Origin of the sequence: Sulfitobacter sp. HI0040, from assembly GCF_001634885.1 — a bacterium.
Lineage (GTDB): Bacteria > Pseudomonadota > Alphaproteobacteria > Rhodobacterales > Rhodobacteraceae > Sulfitobacter.
In genome coordinates, this window is record NZ_LWEX01000364.1 from 1 (window position 1) to 16,367 (window position 16,367).

At 63.9% G+C, this 16,367-nt stretch carries 16 protein-coding genes; 5 read left to right on the forward strand and 11 right to left on the reverse strand.

The features are described from left to right. From ureG to ugpC, 5 genes are all read left to right on the forward strand, one after another. Positions 1 to 607 (forward strand): urease accessory protein UreG (gene ureG, locus A3728_RS15575; protein WP_067925615.1); only part of this gene is annotated, 607 nt, incomplete at its 5' end. 183 nt (positions 608 to 790) lie between these two features. Next, a complete protein-coding gene (ugpB, locus tag A3728_RS15580) occupies positions 791 to 2,098 on the forward strand; it encodes a sn-glycerol-3-phosphate ABC transporter substrate-binding protein UgpB (protein WP_067925618.1) in 1,308 nt (435 codons plus the stop codon). A 333-nt stretch (positions 2,099 to 2,431) separates the two neighbouring features. Further along, complete coding sequence (gene ugpA / locus A3728_RS15585) at positions 2,432 to 3,313, forward strand: sn-glycerol-3-phosphate ABC transporter permease UgpA (RefSeq protein ID WP_067925621.1); 882 nt, start codon at positions 2,432 to 2,434, stop codon at positions 3,311 to 3,313. A 65-nt stretch (positions 3,314 to 3,378) separates the two neighbouring features. Then, a complete protein-coding gene (gene ugpE, locus A3728_RS15590; protein ID WP_067925659.1) occupies positions 3,379 to 4,215 on the forward strand; it encodes a sn-glycerol-3-phosphate ABC transporter permease UgpE in 837 nt (278 codons plus the stop codon). A gap of 3 nt (positions 4,216 to 4,218) precedes the next feature. Then, positions 4,219 to 5,226 carry a sn-glycerol-3-phosphate ABC transporter ATP-binding protein UgpC gene (ugpC, locus tag A3728_RS15595; protein ID WP_067925624.1) on the forward strand — a complete coding sequence of 336 codons (1,008 nt, stop codon included), beginning with the start codon at positions 4,219 to 4,221 and terminating at the stop codon, positions 5,224 to 5,226. A gap of 611 nt (positions 5,227 to 5,837) precedes the next feature. Here the strand turns inward: ugpC and A3728_RS15600 are convergent. The 11 genes from A3728_RS15600 to hisD form a co-directional block, all read right to left on the reverse strand. Next, positions 5,838 to 6,533: an RraA family protein gene (locus tag A3728_RS15600; RefSeq protein WP_067925628.1), complete on the reverse strand. Its 696-nt coding sequence runs from the start codon at positions 6,531 to 6,533 to the stop codon at positions 5,838 to 5,840. After that, positions 6,523 to 7,227 (reverse strand): alpha/beta fold hydrolase, encoded by a 705-nt coding sequence (locus tag A3728_RS15605; RefSeq protein WP_067925632.1) that lies wholly within the window; start codon positions 7,225 to 7,227, stop codon positions 6,523 to 6,525. The genes A3728_RS15600 and A3728_RS15605 overlap by 11 nt, the downstream gene beginning before the upstream one ends. Further along, on the reverse strand, positions 7,224 to 8,345 hold the full coding sequence (locus tag A3728_RS15610; RefSeq protein ID WP_443069043.1) for a cobalamin-independent methionine synthase II family protein: 1,122 nt from the start codon (positions 8,343 to 8,345) through the stop codon (positions 7,224 to 7,226). Before A3728_RS15610 ends, A3728_RS15605 begins: the two co-directional genes overlap by 4 nt. Positions 8,346 to 8,367: 22 nt before the next feature. Continuing rightward, positions 8,368 to 8,955 (reverse strand): class I SAM-dependent methyltransferase, encoded by a 588-nt coding sequence (locus A3728_RS15615; RefSeq protein ID WP_082850961.1) that lies wholly within the window; start codon positions 8,953 to 8,955, stop codon positions 8,368 to 8,370. Beyond that, positions 8,955 to 9,920: a cupin domain-containing protein gene (locus tag A3728_RS15620; protein ID WP_067925639.1), complete on the reverse strand. Its 966-nt coding sequence runs from the start codon at positions 9,918 to 9,920 to the stop codon at positions 8,955 to 8,957. Before A3728_RS15620 ends, A3728_RS15615 begins: the two co-directional genes overlap by 1 nt. 156 nt (positions 9,921 to 10,076) lie before the next feature. Next, complete coding sequence (locus A3728_RS15625) at positions 10,077 to 11,057, reverse strand: nuclear transport factor 2 family protein (protein WP_067925642.1); 981 nt, start codon at positions 11,055 to 11,057, stop codon at positions 10,077 to 10,079. After that, on the reverse strand, positions 11,054 to 12,076 hold the full coding sequence (locus A3728_RS15630) for a nuclear transport factor 2 family protein (protein WP_067925645.1): 1,023 nt from the start codon (positions 12,074 to 12,076) through the stop codon (positions 11,054 to 11,056). Before A3728_RS15630 ends, A3728_RS15625 begins: the two co-directional genes overlap by 4 nt. After that, positions 12,077 to 13,093 carry a LacI family DNA-binding transcriptional regulator gene (locus A3728_RS15635; RefSeq protein ID WP_067925647.1) on the reverse strand — a complete coding sequence of 339 codons (1,017 nt, stop codon included), beginning with the start codon at positions 13,091 to 13,093 and terminating at the stop codon, positions 12,077 to 12,079. Next, on the reverse strand, positions 13,093 to 13,851 hold the full coding sequence (locus A3728_RS15640; protein ID WP_067925650.1) for an SDR family NAD(P)-dependent oxidoreductase: 759 nt from the start codon (positions 13,849 to 13,851) through the stop codon (positions 13,093 to 13,095). The genes A3728_RS15635 and A3728_RS15640 overlap by 1 nt, the downstream gene beginning before the upstream one ends. Then, positions 13,848 to 14,900, reverse strand: coding sequence for an ester cyclase (locus A3728_RS15645; RefSeq protein WP_067925653.1), 1,053 nt, complete (start codon positions 14,898 to 14,900; stop codon positions 13,848 to 13,850). The genes A3728_RS15640 and A3728_RS15645 overlap by 4 nt, the downstream gene beginning before the upstream one ends. A 79-nt stretch (positions 14,901 to 14,979) precedes the next feature. Then, on the reverse strand, positions 14,980 to 16,311 hold the full coding sequence (gene hisD, locus A3728_RS15650; protein WP_067925656.1) for a histidinol dehydrogenase: 1,332 nt from the start codon (positions 16,309 to 16,311) through the stop codon (positions 14,980 to 14,982). Positions 16,312 to 16,367 lie beyond the last annotated feature (56 nt).

The following is a 16,367-nucleotide window of genomic DNA, read 5'->3' on the forward strand; positions in this document are numbered from 1 at the left end:
CGTAGGCGCGGGTAAAACCACCCTGACAGCGGCGCTGGCCCGTGCCCTCCAGGATAGCTATTCCATCGGTGTCATCACCAACGACATCTACACTCAGGAAGACGCCGAAGCCCTGATGCGGCTGCAGATCCTGCCGCAAAGCCGCATCATCGGCGTGGAAACCGGCGGCTGCCCGCATACCGCGATCCGGGAAGATGCCTCCATCAATCTGGCCGCCGTTGCGGAGATGGTGAAGCGACATCCCGAATTAGAGATCGTTCTGATCGAAAGCGGGGGCGACAACCTGTCCGCGACGTTCAGCCCGGAACTGGCGGATGTAACGCTCTACGTGATCGACGTCGCGGCAGGCGAAGAAATCCCCCGCAAGGGCGGCCCGGCGATCACCCGGTCGGATGTGCTGATCATCAACAAGACCGATCTGGCCCCGCATGTAGGCGCCTCACTGGATGTCATGAAGCGCGACAGCGCCCGCATGCGACCCTCCCTGCCCACGGTGTTCTGCTCACTCCGCGGGGGCGTTGGCGTGGCGGAGGTGATCGAACATCTTTCAAACATCGGCGGCCTTGCCAAAGCGGGCTCGGAAGCGCTTGAACGTCAGGCCACGTAGTCATGCCGGACGCCACGGCCTCAACGGGCCAAGCCTTTCGGGCGTCTTTCATTGCGCACAAAATCTTGGGCACCGTCATCATCCCGTTACACGCTCCTGAAATGCAGAGCTTGCCTTGCGCAGCCAACGATGGATAAGCTGCCTCAATAATAGGCAATTTTAAAACTCTGGGGGGATCTCAAGATGACGAAGAATTTGCTGCACGCCTCGGTGGCGGCGATGCTGGTGGCAGGGCCCGCCGCCGCACAGACCGAGATCGAGTTCTGGCACGCCTTCACCGGCCGGCTGGGAGAGCTGGTGGATGCCCAGGTCGCCGACTTCAACGAGATGCAGTCGGACTACAAGGTAACGGCCACCAACAAGGGCAACTATTCCGAAACGCTGAACGCGGGCATCGCTGCTTTCCGCGCGGGCGAACAACCGGACATCCTGATGGTCTTCGAGGTTGGAACCGCCACCATGATGGGTGCCAAGGGCGCGGTAAAGCCGGTCTACGAGGTGATGGAAGACGCGGGGGCAGCGTTCGATCCCGATAGCTATATCGGGGCGGTGAAAGGATATTATACCTCGAGCGAGGGCGACATGCTCTCGCTGCCGTTCAACTCCTCCACCCCGGTGCTCTGGGTCAACCGCGATGCGCTGGAAGAGGCCGGGGTCGATCCCGACACGGATCTGTCGACCTGGGAGAATGTGGGTGAGGTGCTGACGCAGCTGAAGGATGCGGGCTCCACCTGTCCGATGACGACAGCCTGGCAGAGCTGGATCCACCTGGAGAACCTGTCGGCCTATCATGACGTGCCATTCGCCACGCAGTCGAACGGGTTCGACGGGCTGGACACGGAGCTCGCCTTCAACAGCGATCTGCAGGTCAAGCACATCCAGACGCTGGGTGACTGGGCTCAGGACGGCAAGTTCATCTATGCCGGGCGTCGCAACGAGGGCGGGGCAAACTTTCGCGCGGGCGAATGTGCGCTCTTTACCGAAAGCTCGGCCGGTTACGCCGGGATCAAGAACGAGGCCACGTTCGACTTCGACGTACGCCCGCTGCCGGTCTGGTCGGATGTGGACGCAGCGCCGCAGAACACGATCATCGGCGGTGCCTCGCTCTGGGTAATGGAAGGGCAGACGGAAGAGGAGTACGAGGGCGTCGCGGCCTTCCTGAACTACCTTTCCAGCCCCGAGGTTCAGGCGCAATGGCATCAGGATACCGGCTACCTGCCGATCACCTCGGCCGCCGCGGATCTGACCCGCGAGCAGGGGTTCTATGACGAGAACCCGGGCACCGACGTCGCGGTGAAGCAGATGACGGCGAAGGAGCCGACGGCAAATTCCAAGGGCCTGCGCCTCGGCAACTTCGACCAGATCCGCACTATCATCGACGAAGAGCTGGAAGCGGTCTGGGCAGGGGACAAGGACGCCCAGGCGGCGCTGGACACAGCGGTGGAACGCGGCAACGAATTGCTGCGCCGCTTCGAGCAAGCCAGCCGCTGAAGGATAGGGGAGGGCGCCTTCACGGCGCCTTCTCCGTCGGCCGGGGAAATCAAGCGTCGCCCTCTTCTTGCAGATCATATCATCTGCCATCTGGGCAATTGTCGTACGGCCCTCCGTCGGTTCTTGCGCTCTGGCATCCAACATCTCGAAGAACCCGGCATTCCGAGCCTCATATCCGGACGAGGTAAATGCAAAGCGCCCCACTTCCACTTGCTTGCGGGCACAGGCCGCCCGCTGATCGGAGATCGAGATGGAAACCTTGACCGTTAGGGCACCACTCCTTTCTCGCATGGTGCGACCCGGCCGCACGGCGGGCGAAGCGGCGGCGCGGTGATGGAAAAGCGCGTCACCTTCAAGGGCATCTGGCTGCCACTGCTGCTGGTCCTGCCGCAAATGTTCATCACGGCGGTGTTCTTCTTCTACCCGGCGGGGCAGGCGGTCTGGCAGTCGCTGTTCATTCCCGATCCCTTTGGGCTGTCGATGCAGTTCGTGGGGCTGGGGAATTTCGAATACCTGCTGACGAACTCCTATTACCGTGCCTCCTTCGTCACCACGGCCATCTTCTCGGTACTGGTGACGCTGGTGTCGATGGGCGTCGCGCTTTATCTCGCGGTGTTGGCCGACCGGCTGATCAAGGGCTCGGGCGTCTACAGAACGCTGCTGATCTGGCCCTATGCCATCGCACCGGCGGTGGCGGGGGTGCTGTGGCTGTTCATGTTCAACACCCGCGTGGGCATCGTGACATGGTATCTCGGCACACTGGGCTACGACTGGAACCATGTGCTGAACGGGGGGGAGGCGATGGGCCTCGTTGTCGTCGCCTCGGCCTGGGGGCGGATCAGCTACAACTTCCTGTTCTTCCTCGCCGGGCTGCAGGCCATTCCGCGCAGCGTGATCGAGGCGGCGGCGATTGACGGGGCGCATTTCTGGACACGCTTCCGCACCATCGTCTGGCCGCTGCTGTCGCCCACGACTTTCTTCCTGCTGGTGGTAAATGTTGTCTATGCCTTTTTCGAGACCTTCGGCGTCATCCACACCATCACGAGCGGGGGGCCACAGCAATCGACCACGATCCTCGTCTACAAGGTCTACAGTGACGGCTTCGTGGGGCAGGACCTCGGGTCCTCCGCCGCGCAATCCGTGATCCTGCTGCTGATCGTGGGCGCGCTGACCATCATTCAGTTCAAGTTCATCGAGCGGAGGGTGCACTATTGACCGCCCGTGACGCACTTGTGGTGACGACCCCGCCGCTGAAGTCCGGTCGCACCCCGCCCGAGGGCATGGTGGAGCGGCGCGGGGCGGGGTACTGGATGACCCATCTCGGCCTGATCATCGGGCTGTTCTTCATCTTCTTCCCGATCTGGCTGGCCTTCGTCGCCTCGACCGTGACCCAGCCGGAGATCGTGCGCCCGCCCATGCCCCTGCTGCCCGGCGACCAGTTTTTCGAGAACTACCGCAAGGCGCTGGTGTCGGGCATCAACGCGCCGGTGGCGCTGATGATGTTGAACTCGCTTTTCATGGCGCTGGGAATTGCCTTCGGCAAAATCGTGATCTCGCTGCTCTCGGCCTTCGCGATCGTCTATTTCAGGTTTCCGGGGCGGCGGCTGTTCTTCTGGCTGATCTTCCTGACACTGATGCTGCCGGTGGAGGTGCGCATCGTGCCGACCTTCGAGGTGGTCGCGGGCTTTGGCATGCTCAACAGCTATTCCGGCCTGATCTTTCCGCTGATCGCCAGCGCCACGGCAACCTTCCTGTTCCGGCAGTTCTTCATGACCGTGCCGGACGAACTGGCCGAAGCCGCGCGGGTGGACGGGGCCGGGCCCATGCGGTTTTTCTGGGACATTCTGCTGCCGATGAGCCGGACCAACATCGCGGCGCTTTTCGTGATCCTGTTCATCTACGGCTGGAACCAGTACCTCTGGCCGCTGCTGATCACCACCGATCCGTCGATGAACACCATCGTCATGGGCATCAAACAGATGTTCCCGAGCGGTGATGATCTGGCCGACTGGCCGGTGATCATGGCGACCTCGATCCTCGCGATGATACCGCCCGTGGTGGTCGTGATCTCGATGCAGAAGCTCTTCATCCGCGGCCTTGTAGACAGTGAGAAGTAATCCATGGCGACCGTCACCCTGACAGACATCCGCAAGACCTTCGGCAGCACGGAGGTGATCCACGGCGTGGATATCGACATCGCCGACGGGGAATTCGTGGTGATCGTCGGCCCGTCAGGCTGCGGCAAGTCAACGCTTTTGCGTATGGTTGCGGGGCTGGAGACCGTGACTTCGGGCGAGGTACGGATCGGCGGGCAACGGGTGAACGAGCGCGAGCCGATGGACCGGGACATCGCCATGGTGTTCCAGAACTACGCGCTCTATCCCCATATGTCGGTCTTCGACAACATGGCCTACGGGCTGAAGATCGCGGGCAGGTCCAAGGCCGAGATCGCCACGAGGGTAGGGGAGGCGGCAAAGCTGTTGCAGCTCGAACCCTACCTCGACCGGCGGCCGCGCGAGCTGTCGGGCGGGCAGCGGCAGCGGGTGGCCATGGGTCGGGCCATCGTGCGCAAACCTGCGGTATTTTTGTTCGACGAACCGCTGTCGAACCTCGACGCCAAGCTGCGGGTTCAGATGCGGCTGGAGATCAAGCAGCTGCAACGGCGGCTGGGAGTCACATCGCTCTATGTCACGCATGACCAGGTGGAGGCGATGACGCTGGCCGACCGGATGATCGTGATGAATGCAGGCGTCGCCGACCAGATCGGACCCCCGCTGGAGGTCTACGCCAACCCGAGGACGGAATTCGTGGCAAGCTTCATCGGCTCGCCGCCGATGAACTTCCTGCCGCTGGACGTTGCGGGAGAGGTCGCGCCCGGCGCCGCGCGGCTGGGGGTTCGACCGGAGCACATGCGGATCACGCCCACCGATCCGCGCCTGACGGCGGAAGTGAAATACGCCGAAGCGTTGGGGGCCGAGACGCTGGTGCATGTGGCCCTGCCGGACGGCACGATGGCGACGGTGCGGCAGAGCGCGGGAGAATTGCAGCCCGAGGAAGGCGCCAGCGTCGGGCTAGGCTGGGACGCAGGCGATCAGATCCTCTTCGACGCGAAGGGTGTGGCGGTTTAGGGTGTCGGCCAGCACCTGACCCAGGTCCTGGGGAAACATTCGAACCAAAATCGAGCCCTTTTCGGCACTTAATTTCAAAAGTCTCATTTTTTCTCGACAGGCGGCATCCGTCGAGTTATCAAATCTACAAAGTGGATAGATCCGCATGGCAATCAGGCCTCATGTCGCACTCACCAGTGCGCATGAGGCCTTTTTGTTTTCGGGGGAAACCATGAAGCGAAACGTTGACATTGGTGGGTTCTGTCGCAAACTTCACGGCGATGGTCTATCGGTGAGCGTTGGCAGCATCGTCCTGACCGAGAGAAAACTTTGCGACGGAACCCGATATTCTTTGCGGGCGTTGAGCGCACCCTGTTCGATCTCAGTGAACTTCTCGGGCAGGGCGAAGACGCCGACCACGACGGCAACAAGAAGGTAGGTCAGCAGCGAGTCGAGATCGCTCCAACGGTCCTCGTCAGCGCGGGAGATGACGGCGAAGCCGTTCGAGGTCGAAAAGTGCAGCGGCTTGAAAATTTCTTAGGTGTAGCCGACGTCATCGCCCATCGACACGATGACCAGCGGTGCGAGATAGCTGTCTATCAGGACACGCCGCGCCGCGCCCGGACACGGTCTCAGGTCCGAGCTTTCTCGAACGCGGTCCAGGCAGCTTCGAACTTGTCGAAATCGAAACCTTCTTCGCGTGCCGGACCCAGCACCAGATGTTCGGTGCTCTGCATCTTGTCAATCGCTGCTGCGAGCCGGTCGACAATGTCCGCCGGGATCACGACTGCGCCATGACGGTCGGCGTGGACGAGGTCTCCCGGTCGCACAGTGAGGCCGAAGACCGTCACGGGAGTGTCCAGTTCGGTGACATGCACGAAGCCATGGCTCGGACCGATCGATCCGGCGATGATCGGAAACTCCGGCGCAAGGTCGCCGAGGTCGCGCATCACGCCGTTGGTCAGTGCACCGGACACGCCGAAGCCCTTGTGGACGGTGGTGTTGACCTCCCCCCAGTAGGCGCCGATGCAGCCGGGAGCGTCCACGTCCTCGACCACCGCGACCGAGGGTTTGGGGCCCTCGGCCATCGCCTTGTAATAGGCCATGCGGCGGGTGCGGATCACCTCCGCGGGCTCGGTCGGCGGGGCCAGAGCCGAGATTTTCGCGGTCACCGCATAGCCCACGACCGGGGGCGCCTCGGGGTCGGAGCACAGCATCGTGCCGCGGGTGAAATCGTTGAAACCGCGCTGGCCTTGCGCCACCTCGATGGCATTGCAGACGGTCGGCGTGTCGACGCTGCGCAAGAGTGTCAGAAGTTTATAGTCCATCGGTTTGCTCCAGCCAGGCCGCGAGGGCGGCAGTGGTCTCGTCAGGTTGTTCAAGGGTCGGCAGATGCCCCGCGCCGTCGATGACGCGCAGGGTGCTGCCGGCGATCAGGTCGTGCATCAGTTCGTGCCGCGCCACCGTGCAGAGCGCGTCGTCGCGCCCGCAGAGCACCAGAGCCGGACCGTCATAGCCGCGCAGCGTGTCCTGTTGATCGGGGCGGTGGGCCAGTGCGCGCGACTGGTTGAGAAAGACCTTCTCGCCCAGCGACAGCGCCATCTCCATGCACAGGTCGAGAATCTCGGCCCGTTGCGGCCCGTCGGTCAGGTAATTGGGTTTCATCTCGTCCCGCATCACCAGCGCCAGCTGGCCATCGCGGACCTTATCCATCTGCGGCCGGCGGCGAGCGCGTACCTCGTCGGTCTCGGCCTTCGGATTGGTGTCGAGCAGCGCCAGCCCGGCCACGCGGCCCGGTGCCTGCCGCTGCATCTCCATGGCGACGATGCCGCCCATGCTGAGACCCGCCAGGGCGAAACGGGGCGAGGCCTGATCCAGCACCTCCGCGGCGAGCGCTTCCGTCGTGTCATGCGCGCTGATGGGCGCGCAATGCACGGTGCGGGTGCCGGACAGTGCGGCGATCTGCGGCGCGTAAACCCGGGCGTCGCACATCATGCCGGGCAATAGGACAAGCGGCATCATGAGGCGGTCCTTGCCCCCTCGGCCAGAGCGCCCAGCTTGGCATAGGCGATCTCGGGATCGACCGCGCCGTAGCCCGCGAAGGTGCCGAAGCCGCAATCCGACCCGGCGATCACCCGCTCGGCCCCGACAATATCAGTGAACCGCGCGATGCGCTGAGCCACCAGTTCGGGATGTTCGACGAAGTTGGTAGTGGTGTCGACCACGCCGGGCACCAGCACCTTGTCGTCGGGGATGTCACCCTTGCGGTCACGAAACACCGTCCATTCGTGGCCGTGGCGCGGGTTCGACGTTTCGAACAGCACATAGCGCGCCTTGGCCGACATCAGCGTGTCGAACATCTTGGCCATTGGAATGTCGCAGACATGCGGCCCCTCGTAATTGCCCCAGCAGATGTGGATGCGCACCTTGTCCTGCGGCACATCCGAGAGCGCATGGTTGAGCGCCTCCACATGGCTGGCCGCGACCTTAACGAACTCGGCGTCGCTGAGGTCGTTGAACAGCATGTGACGACTGAGCGCGAGGTCGGGGCAGTCGAGTTGCAGGTCGAGGCCGGAGGCGACGATGGTCTCGTATTCCGCCTTCAATGCATCGGCCAGCGCGGCCAGATAGGCCTCGCGCGTCTTGTAGAAATCGTTCTGCAGGAACAGCGAGATCACGCCGGGTGACGCCGCGTTCATGAAGCCGCGTTCGACCCCATGCGCGTCCATCGCCGCCTTGAGGTTGGCAATGTCCTTTTCCAGCTCGCCCTGACCTTTGGATTTGACCTCGCCCACGCACATCGGCCGCGCATATTGCGGTGTGCCACCCTCGTCGGCGATGCGTTTGAGGAAGGAGGGAAAGCGCTTCAGATCCGCTGGTGCATTGCGCGGGCTGTCGCCGCCGAAGCCGGTGTAGCGGTCCTTGACGTACGTGGCGTAGGAGATCTTCGATGTCTCGCCATCCGAGACGATATCGATGCCCGCTTCGGCTTGTTTGCGGATGGTTTCGCTCACTGCCTGGGTCATGGCGGCGTCGAAGGCATTTGCATCGTAGTCCTCGCCGTTTTCGCGCGCGAAGATGAAGTCGACGACCTTCTGGTTGCGTGGCAGGGAACCGACGTGGGTTGTCTTGATGGGCATGGTCATTCCTCCTTGCGCGCCATCAGCACGCTGTCGTTGTTGCACTCGGGGTCTTCCGCAAGAAAGCCGGTGAGCCGCAGGCCGTGGTCCTCCAGCAGCTGTGCGTATCCGGCCGGCGACAGGCTGGCGTGATAGACGGTCCGGTCTGCCACCTGACCTTCAGCCTCGCCTGCCCGGGGGCGACCGTGGCGAGCAGGGTTCCCCCGGAGCGCAGATGGTCCGCGATACGGGAAAGCGTGCGGCGCTGGTCGTCAGATGTTAGGTGATACAGGCTGTCCCAGACTACGATGCCGTCGAAACGCTGCCCGAGGTCGAGGCTGCGCATGTCGGCCTCGTACCAATCCACCTCCGGCCAGCAGCGCAGGGTGATGTCCAGCATGGCGGGGGCGACATCCACCCCCGTCAGCCGAAAGCCTTCGGCCATAAACCAGCGCGCGATGTGCTCGCCCGCGCCGCAGCCGAGGTCGAGCACATGGCCGGCTGCAGGCAGGCCGGCCGCAAAACGCGCTAGCCAGCGCGCCTCGAACAGCGGCCGGGACTGCTGCGCATCGAATGCAGCGGCCTCGGCGTCATAGACGGCGCGCGTGGTTTCGGGATCGGTGGCGCTCATCAGCCGCGCCAGGTCGGGCCGGCGGGATCGTCGGTGGCGATGACGCGGTAGAGCGCGGCCTCGCCCGTCATCGAAGGCTCCGCACTGTGACGCAGCCCCTCCGGGATGCTCATGGTATCGCCGGGTGCGAGCGTGGTGCTGCCGCCGTCCCAGTCGACGCGCCAATGGCCCCTGACCGGCATCAGTACCGACGGCTTGTCATGCGTGTGCATCTCGTCGGGCGCATTGGCACGGGTCAGGAAGTCGACCTCGAACCCCGGCTTGTCGCGCATGATGCCGGTCTCGCCGATCACCTTGACCGGGCCGTCGTTCGACAGCGCCACCATGTCCAGGTAGCGACGGACGTGACCGCCAACCACGTCGGCCCCGGTGGGGCGATCGACCTTGGCGAGCTCTTTCTGCGTTAGTAGCGGCATCGGTTTCACGCCCTCGGGAAGGCTTTCCCCCTTCTTGCTGTCGTAGAGCTTGCCGTTGTCCCCGAGGATCAGCCCGTGCGCCTTTGCGTCTTCAATCACATGCGGCGCCCAGGTCACGCCGCCGCCGGCATCGTCGCCGCCGAGGATCGCCATGATCATTCCGTAATCGGTGCCAACGTTCTCGAACCCGCGGAAGATGTTGGTGGGGATGTTGATGATGTCGCCCTCTTCGAGGATGACCTCGCCCGCGTCGCCCTTTTCACCCCAGAAGAAGCGCCAGCGGCCGGACAGGACAAAGAACACCTCCGCGGTGCGGTGGTTGTGCAGCGAGTTGCGGCAATGCGGCGGCTGCCCGGCCGCGCCGACGTTAAAGCCGTGGGGAATGGTGATGTGGACGTGCTGGTCGGCAGATTCGGAGACGCCACCGCCGATGATGGTGAAGTTCTCCTTCTGATCGCTGCCCGGCGTGTGGGCGTCGATGAAGGCGGTCTTGCAGGGTTTGAGTTCGCCGTAGCGGACGATGCGGTCGGTCATTTCGTGTTGGGTCATCAGGATCTTCCTTCGTGTTGCCGGGCCATGCGGACCGCGGCGATTGAACAAATCGGATGGGATTTGCTCAGCGTCCCGGAGGACGGTTGTTCAACCGGCGGGCGCGCAGGCTTGCCAGATAGCCGTGCCGTGCGCTCAGAAGCGACGTGATCGAGTTCATTCTAGAGCGCCGGTGTGCAGGTGGATCTGTTTCCAGATGGCGACTTCGTCGATCATGGTGAACTCACGCCGCAGGCCCCATTCGCCCCATTCTGCGTGGGTTGCACCCATCACATGAACTTCTGCCCCCGTGGGCGCGTAGAAGAAACCGTGACCCGAGTGCTTGCCGGTCAACGACCAGCGCACCGCGGCACGGTTCGGCGTGCCGGGATCGGAACGGCCGATCTGGTGATGGATTTCGAACGTCGCGGTCGGAAAGGACGAGCGCAGCCGCATCCAGTCGGTCTCGGCGAAGTCGTAGGACCAGCCTCCGCGTGCACCCCAATGCTCGGTCCGGACGGCGCGGTCGTATTGCTCGCGGATGACGGTGAAGTCCTTGTCCATGATCCGGGTCAGGATATCGCCCAGCCGCGCACCCCATTCGTTGTCGTTGCCGCGCCCGGAGTAGGGCCCGGAAACGTCGTGGTCGGGGTGGAACGGGCGCCGGCAGGTCTCCGGCCCACCCTCGGCCTTGATCTGATAACGGGCATATTCCGCCGGATCCCAGCCCAGTTGGCGCGCGATGCCGCCGACATCGCGGATCAGCCATTCGTCGTCGATCACATCTGCCTTGGCGGCGCAGTCGGCGATGACCCGGATGACGAAGCTCTTGCCGGTGGGCGGACCGAAGGCGCCATGTCCGGTGTGGGTGCCGGTGGTGACGATGCGGTGCGAGGACAGATAGCGGCCGTCTTCCGGCCCTTCGGACCAGATCACGTCCTCACCCAGCAACTGCCGGTCGGGAAACTCCGACAGTGTCGCCAGCGTGCCGTCGATCACCCCGGCGTTGCCCTGTGCCAGCCCCGAGGGGAAGCGCATGGGGATGTCCTTGCCATAGTAATGATGCAGCGTGGCGAGCCCGCGGTCTTCCCAGATCTCGCGGGTGATCTTCAGGATGTAATCGGGCAGGTCCTTGAACCGGTTCGAGAAAGCCTTCATTCGTGTTGACCCGTTTGCAGAAGGATCTGTTTCCAGATCGCGGTTTCGTCGATCAGGGTGAATTCGCGGCGCACAGTCGGTTCGCCCCAAGGGCCGTTGCCTGCGAAGGGGCCGAACTCGGCGTGGCTGATCCCCATGATGTAGACCTCGGCTCCGGTCGGACGGCCGAAGCGGCCCCAGCCGGAGTGCTTGCCGTGCAGGCTCCAGCGGACCGCGGCACGAGGCGGCATCAGCGGATCGTCGCGGCCCACCGCATGTTCGACCTTGAACTCGGCATGCGGAAAGGCCGCGCGCAGCCCCATCCAGAACAAATCGGCGTCGCTCCAGCCTAGCCCCTCCTGCCCGCCGGGATAATGCAGGCTGACGGCGCGGTCGTAGGCGCGCGGGATCACCTCCATGTCGGCGGCCATGATGGAGCGGAGCACATCCGCATAGCGCTGCCCCCATTCGTTGCGGTTGCCGTGCCGGTCATACGGGCCCGCTACGTCCGTCGCGGGCGTCATCGGCTTGACGCAGGCATCGGCCCCGCCTTCGCGCGCGATCAGGTCGCGGGTCCAGTCCTTTAGGTCAAAGCCCATCTGCGCCACGATGGCCGACTGGTCGCGCACCAGCCATTCGTCATAGACCGCATCGTCGCGGATCGCGCAGTCGGCAAGAATGCGATAGGTCACGCGTTTTCCGGTGGGCGCGCCGTACATGCCCGGATGGCTGTGCGTCGCGCTGCAGATCAGCCGGTGGGAGGAAAGGTATGCCTCGGAGGTCTCGGTCGCGCCCTCCGGGTCGTCGCACCAGATCACGTCTTCGCCCAGAAGCTCGCGGTCGGGAAACTCCGCCAGCGTCGCCATTGTGGCAGCGATCACGTTGGTATTGTCCTGCACTACCGAGGCGGGCGAGCGCACGATCAGCCCGTCGGCGTAGAGGTGCCGTAGCGAGCCGATTTCACGGTCCTCCCAGATCTGCTTGGTGATGCCGATGATGTAGTGCGGCACGTCCTGCCACTTCGGGTCAAATCCGCGCATTCAGCTGTCTCCCGCGTTGATGGTCGAGCCGCGCGGCATCAACTCGCCGGGCAGCTTAATGTGTTCGGGCGCCGCGTCGCTGTCCTCGATGCGGCGCATCAGGATGTCCACGGTTCCGGCGACCAGCCGGTTGATCGGCTGGCGATAGCTGGTCAGGTCATAGGCGGGCCAGGCGGCAATGGGCACGTCGTCGAAACTGGCCACCGCCACATCCTCGGGAATGCGCAGCCCAAGCTTCGACCGGATCACGTCCATCACGGCAAAGGCCATGTAGTCGTTGCAGACAAAGACCGCGTCGGGGTGTTCGCGCCCGGCGAACATCTCCAGCGCCGCTGCCCGGGCCTGTCCATATTCGAAGTTGCCCAGTTCGCGCGCTGCCAGTGAGAGCCCTGCCTCCTCCAGCCCTTCGCGAAAGCCCGCTTCGCGGTCGCGCTGTGTCGAGGCCTGCTCCATGCCGGCGATATAGCCGATCTTCCTGTGTCCCGCGGCAACGAAATGCGCCGCGATGGCCCGCCCGCCAAGGTGGTTGTTGGTGGCGACCGAAGACATCCCCGGATCGTCCTGAACGCGGTTAAACAGCACCACGGGGATGCCGTGCTCATGGCAGCGCTTGGCCAATTCCGACGACATCGAGACCGAGGCTAGCACGATGCCGTCCACCTGATAGTCGAGGATCTCGGTCATCACCTTCTGGACATCCGCCGCCGTGTTGCGCGAGATGAAGACCAGCACGTGATAGCCCTTGTCCTGAAGCGCGACCGATAGACGTTCGACCACTTCCGGATAGAACTGGTTGTTCAGGTAGGCCACCACCAGTCCGATGATCCGGCTCCTGCCGGTGATCATCGCGCGGGCCAGCACGTTGGGCCGGTAGCCCAACTCCTCCGCGGCACGCATCACCTTTTCACGGGTCGCCTTGGACACGCTGGCACCGGGGGTGAACACCCGGCTCACCGCCGACTGGCTGACCCCGGCGCGATGCGCCACCTGCAAGGATGTGATGCGTTCGCTTGCCATCAATCCGCCGTCCAACCTCCATCGATCAGCATGGAGGTGCCGGTGACCAGAGATGAGGCGTCCGAGGCCAGGTAGAGCACCGCCCCCATGACGTCCTCGACCTCGCCGACGCGGCCCAGCTTGATCTTCTCCTCGAGCCAGGCGACGCGCTCAGGATTGTCGAAGGTCTGCGCGGTCAATGGCGTGCGGATGAAGGTCGGGCAGATGGAGTTGATACGGATCTGCTGCTTACCCCATTCGATCGCCATCGACTTGATCATGCCTTCCAGCCCGTGTTTCGATGCGCAGTAGACCGCCCGGTCGATACCGCCGACGTGACCCATCTGGCTGCTGATATGGATGATCGAGCCGCCGGTCCCGGCCATGCACTTCGCCGCCGCGATCGACAGGAAGTAGGCGGCCCGCAGGTTCACCCCCATCACCGCGTCGAAATCCTCCGCCGTGGTTTCCAGCGCCGGGCCGTGGCGTGCCAGCCCGGCGGAGTTGACCACCACATTGAGCTCTTGGCCCGCCAACGCGTCGGTCATCGTGTCGAGATTGCCGATGTCCAGCGCCAGCGCTTCGGCCGACCAGCCTTCGGCCTGCATCGCCTGCACAGTGTCTTGCAGCCGCTCCACCCCTCGCGCTGCGCAGATCACATGCGCACCAGCCTCGGCCAGTGCCGCCGCGCAAGCCTGTCCGATGCCAGAGGAGGCGCCGGTCACCAGCGCGCGCTTGCCGTCGAGGCGCAGGGAAGGGGTGCGGGGCAGGTCTGTCACTGGCTCATACCGTCCGGAATGGTGATGCGCCCGATGTTGCGGGCCTTGTTGAACTCGCGCAGCCGGGCGAAGACGTCGACGCCCAGCTGGTCATAGACGTGCAGCAGATCGACCAGTACCCAGTTTTCGCGGATGCGGCCGTTTTCCAGCCGCCAGAAGTCGAGGCTGCGCATGGTTATCTTCCGGTCCGAGGGCGCAATGCTCAGCCAGCCGCCATGCTTGACCGTCTGTGCCATGTTTGGCCAGCCGGTCACACCGGCATAAGCGCCGTCGCCGAAGAAATGGTGGTGCGTCTCGTCCGAATGCTGCCCCCGGTCGGGCATGGCGGTCAGGAACGGGATCTGGTGCCAGTTGCGGAAGCCCGCGATGCCGCGCGCCGTGCCGATGCCCGACGGCCCATACCAGTTCATGCGCGGGTGCCAGTAGCGCTCAAGCTCCATGACCTCCGGTCCGCCCTGGCTGGGGTATTTCTTCAGACAGGCGAGCATGTCGATGATGTGCTGTTGGGACGCGCGCGCTTTATCCACATCGAACGGCCCCGGCACGAGCCCATCCTGCGTCGCCGGTCCGGGTACGTGGAATTCCAGCCCCAACGATGGTGCCATGGGCCAGACGCCTGCCTGCATCATGACTTCGGGGATGTCCCAGAGCGCCTGCACCTCAATGACCTTGCCGTCCTCGATGCGATAGAATTCGTGGAACCGCACGGTGACCTGATGCCCGGTCGGCGGAATATCGAGCCACGGGCCGGTGAAGACTCCGGTGTAGTAGCCACCACAGCCAACCCAGTTCGCGCCGTCCTGATCCGGCCCCGCCATGACGATGTAATCGCGCCGTTCCAGATCCGGCCATGCGTCGAGCAGGTCGCGATAGGCTGTGTTGTAGAACGCCTCCGGCCCGGTGCTGTCGCCGAAGGGATGACAGAGGCGGAACAATGTGTCGGACGTACTGACATCGGCCAGCGCCTTGCGCACGGTGGCCTCGTCGAAATCATACATCGCGGCCCGCAGCGTCGCGATCAAGTCCTTGTTGGCGCTATGGACATCCATGAAAGGGTCCGGTCCTTCTCTGGTTCGAAAATATCTCGGGTAGCACGACGAGCTGGCCCCTCGTTCCCGCACTCTCAACTCACTCCGCCGCTTCGGGCAGATATGCCGCCTCGCCGTAAGGCACGTTCACCCCGCCATAACGCCGCACCCGCACGTTGCACTGCTCAGCGTGGCCGACAAAGCCCTCCAGCAGGCAGAGTCGCGAGCCGTAGGCGCCGATCCGGGCCGCGGCCTCGTCCGTGGTGACCTGTTGATAGCTGTGCGTCTTCAGGTACTTGCCGACCCAGAGCCCGCCGGTATAGCGCCCTGCCTTCTTGGTCGGCAGCGTGTGGTTGGTGCCGATCACCTTGTCGCCATTGGCCACGTTTGTGCGCGGGCCGAGGAACAGCGCGCCGTAGCAGGTCATGTTCTCGAGGAACCAGTCGTCGCGGTCGGTCATCACCTGCACGTGCTCGCTGGCGATGTCGTCGGCCACCTCAAGCATCTCTTCGTAGGTGTGGCAGACGATCACCTCGCCGTAATCCTCCCAACTGACTTTCGCGGTGTCGGCGGTGGGCAGGATGCCAAGCAGGCGATCGATCTCGGAGAGTGTCTCCTGCGCCAGCTTCTCGGAATTGGTGAGCAGCACGCAAGGACTGTTATAGCCGTGTTCAGCCTGCCCCAAAAGGTCGGTGGCGCAAAGCTCGGCGTCTGCGGCACTCTCGTCGGCGATGACCATGGTCTCGGTCGGGCCGGCGAACAGGTCGATGCCGACGCGACCAAAGAGCTGGCGCTTGGCTTCGGCCACGAAGGCGTTGCCGGGACCGACGAGCAGGTGCACCGGGTCGATTGTCTCGGTGCCGATCGCCATAGCGCCCACCGCCTGGATGCCGCCGAGAACATAAATCTCGTCCGCGCCGCCGAGGTGCATTGCGGCGATCACGCCGGGGTTCGGCTCGCCGTCAAAAGGCGGCGTGCAGGCGACGATGCGCGGCACACCCGCGACCTTGGCGGTGGCCACTGACATATGCGCCGAGGCCACCATAGGGAACTTGCCGCCGGGCACGTAGCAGCCCACCGATTGTACCGGGATATTCTTGTGGCCCAGAATGACGCCGGGTAGCGTCTCGACCTCGATATCCAGCATCGAGTCGCGCTGAGCTTGGGCGAAATTGGTCACCTGCGCCTGCGCGAACTTGATGTCCGCAAGGTCCTGCGGGCTGACTTTGGCAATGATCGCCGCGATCTCGCCTTCGGTCAGGCGATAGCTTCCCCGATCGTACTTGTCGAATTTCACTGCCAGTTCGCGGACCGCGTCGTCACCCCGTGCCTCGATGTCCTTCAGCGTCGAAGCCACCACGGATGCGGTCTTGGCGTCGTCTTCGGCACGGTCGGTCTCTGACTTGCCGCGCTTGAGGTATTGCTTTGCCATTTTGCGTTCTCCCGCCCCGGACCTGATCCGGGGCCTCCTGGTTGGTGAGGTCCCGG

Excerpts from the sequence above, each read along its gene's own strand:
- ugpB (WP_067925618.1), top strand. The coding sequence starts at position 791 with ATGACGAAGAATTTGCTGCACGCCTCGGTGGCGGCGATGCTGGTGGCA.
- ugpA (WP_067925621.1), top strand. The coding sequence starts at position 2,432 with ATGGAAAAGCGCGTCACCTTCAAGGGCATCTGGCTGCCACTGCTGCTG.
- ugpE (WP_067925659.1), top strand. The coding sequence starts at position 3,379 with ATGGTGGAGCGGCGCGGGGCGGGGTACTGGATGACCCATCTCGGCCTG.
- ugpC (WP_067925624.1), top strand. The coding sequence starts at position 4,219 with ATGGCGACCGTCACCCTGACAGACATCCGCAAGACCTTCGGCAGCACG.
- A3728_RS15600 (WP_067925628.1), bottom strand. The coding sequence starts at position 6,533 with ATGGACTATAAACTTCTGACACTCTTGCGCAGCGTCGACACGCCGACC.
- A3728_RS15605 (WP_067925632.1), bottom strand. The coding sequence starts at position 7,227 with ATGATGCCGCTTGTCCTATTGCCCGGCATGATGTGCGACGCCCGGGTT.
- A3728_RS15610 (WP_443069043.1), bottom strand. The coding sequence starts at position 8,345 with ATGCCCATCAAGACAACCCACGTCGGTTCCCTGCCACGCAACCAGAAG.
- A3728_RS15615 (WP_082850961.1), bottom strand. The coding sequence starts at position 8,955 with ATGAGCGCCACCGATCCCGAAACCACGCGCGCCGTCTATGACGCCGAG.
- A3728_RS15620 (WP_067925639.1), bottom strand. The coding sequence starts at position 9,920 with ATGACCCAACACGAAATGACCGACCGCATCGTCCGCTACGGCGAACTC.
- A3728_RS15625 (WP_067925642.1), bottom strand. The coding sequence starts at position 11,057 with ATGAAGGCTTTCTCGAACCGGTTCAAGGACCTGCCCGATTACATCCTG.
- A3728_RS15630 (WP_067925645.1), bottom strand. The coding sequence starts at position 12,076 with ATGCGCGGATTTGACCCGAAGTGGCAGGACGTGCCGCACTACATCATC.
- A3728_RS15635 (WP_067925647.1), bottom strand. The coding sequence starts at position 13,093 with ATGGCAAGCGAACGCATCACATCCTTGCAGGTGGCGCATCGCGCCGGG.
- A3728_RS15645 (WP_067925653.1), bottom strand. The coding sequence starts at position 14,900 with ATGGATGTCCATAGCGCCAACAAGGACTTGATCGCGACGCTGCGGGCC.
- hisD (WP_067925656.1), bottom strand. The coding sequence starts at position 16,311 with ATGGCAAAGCAATACCTCAAGCGCGGCAAGTCAGAGACCGACCGTGCC.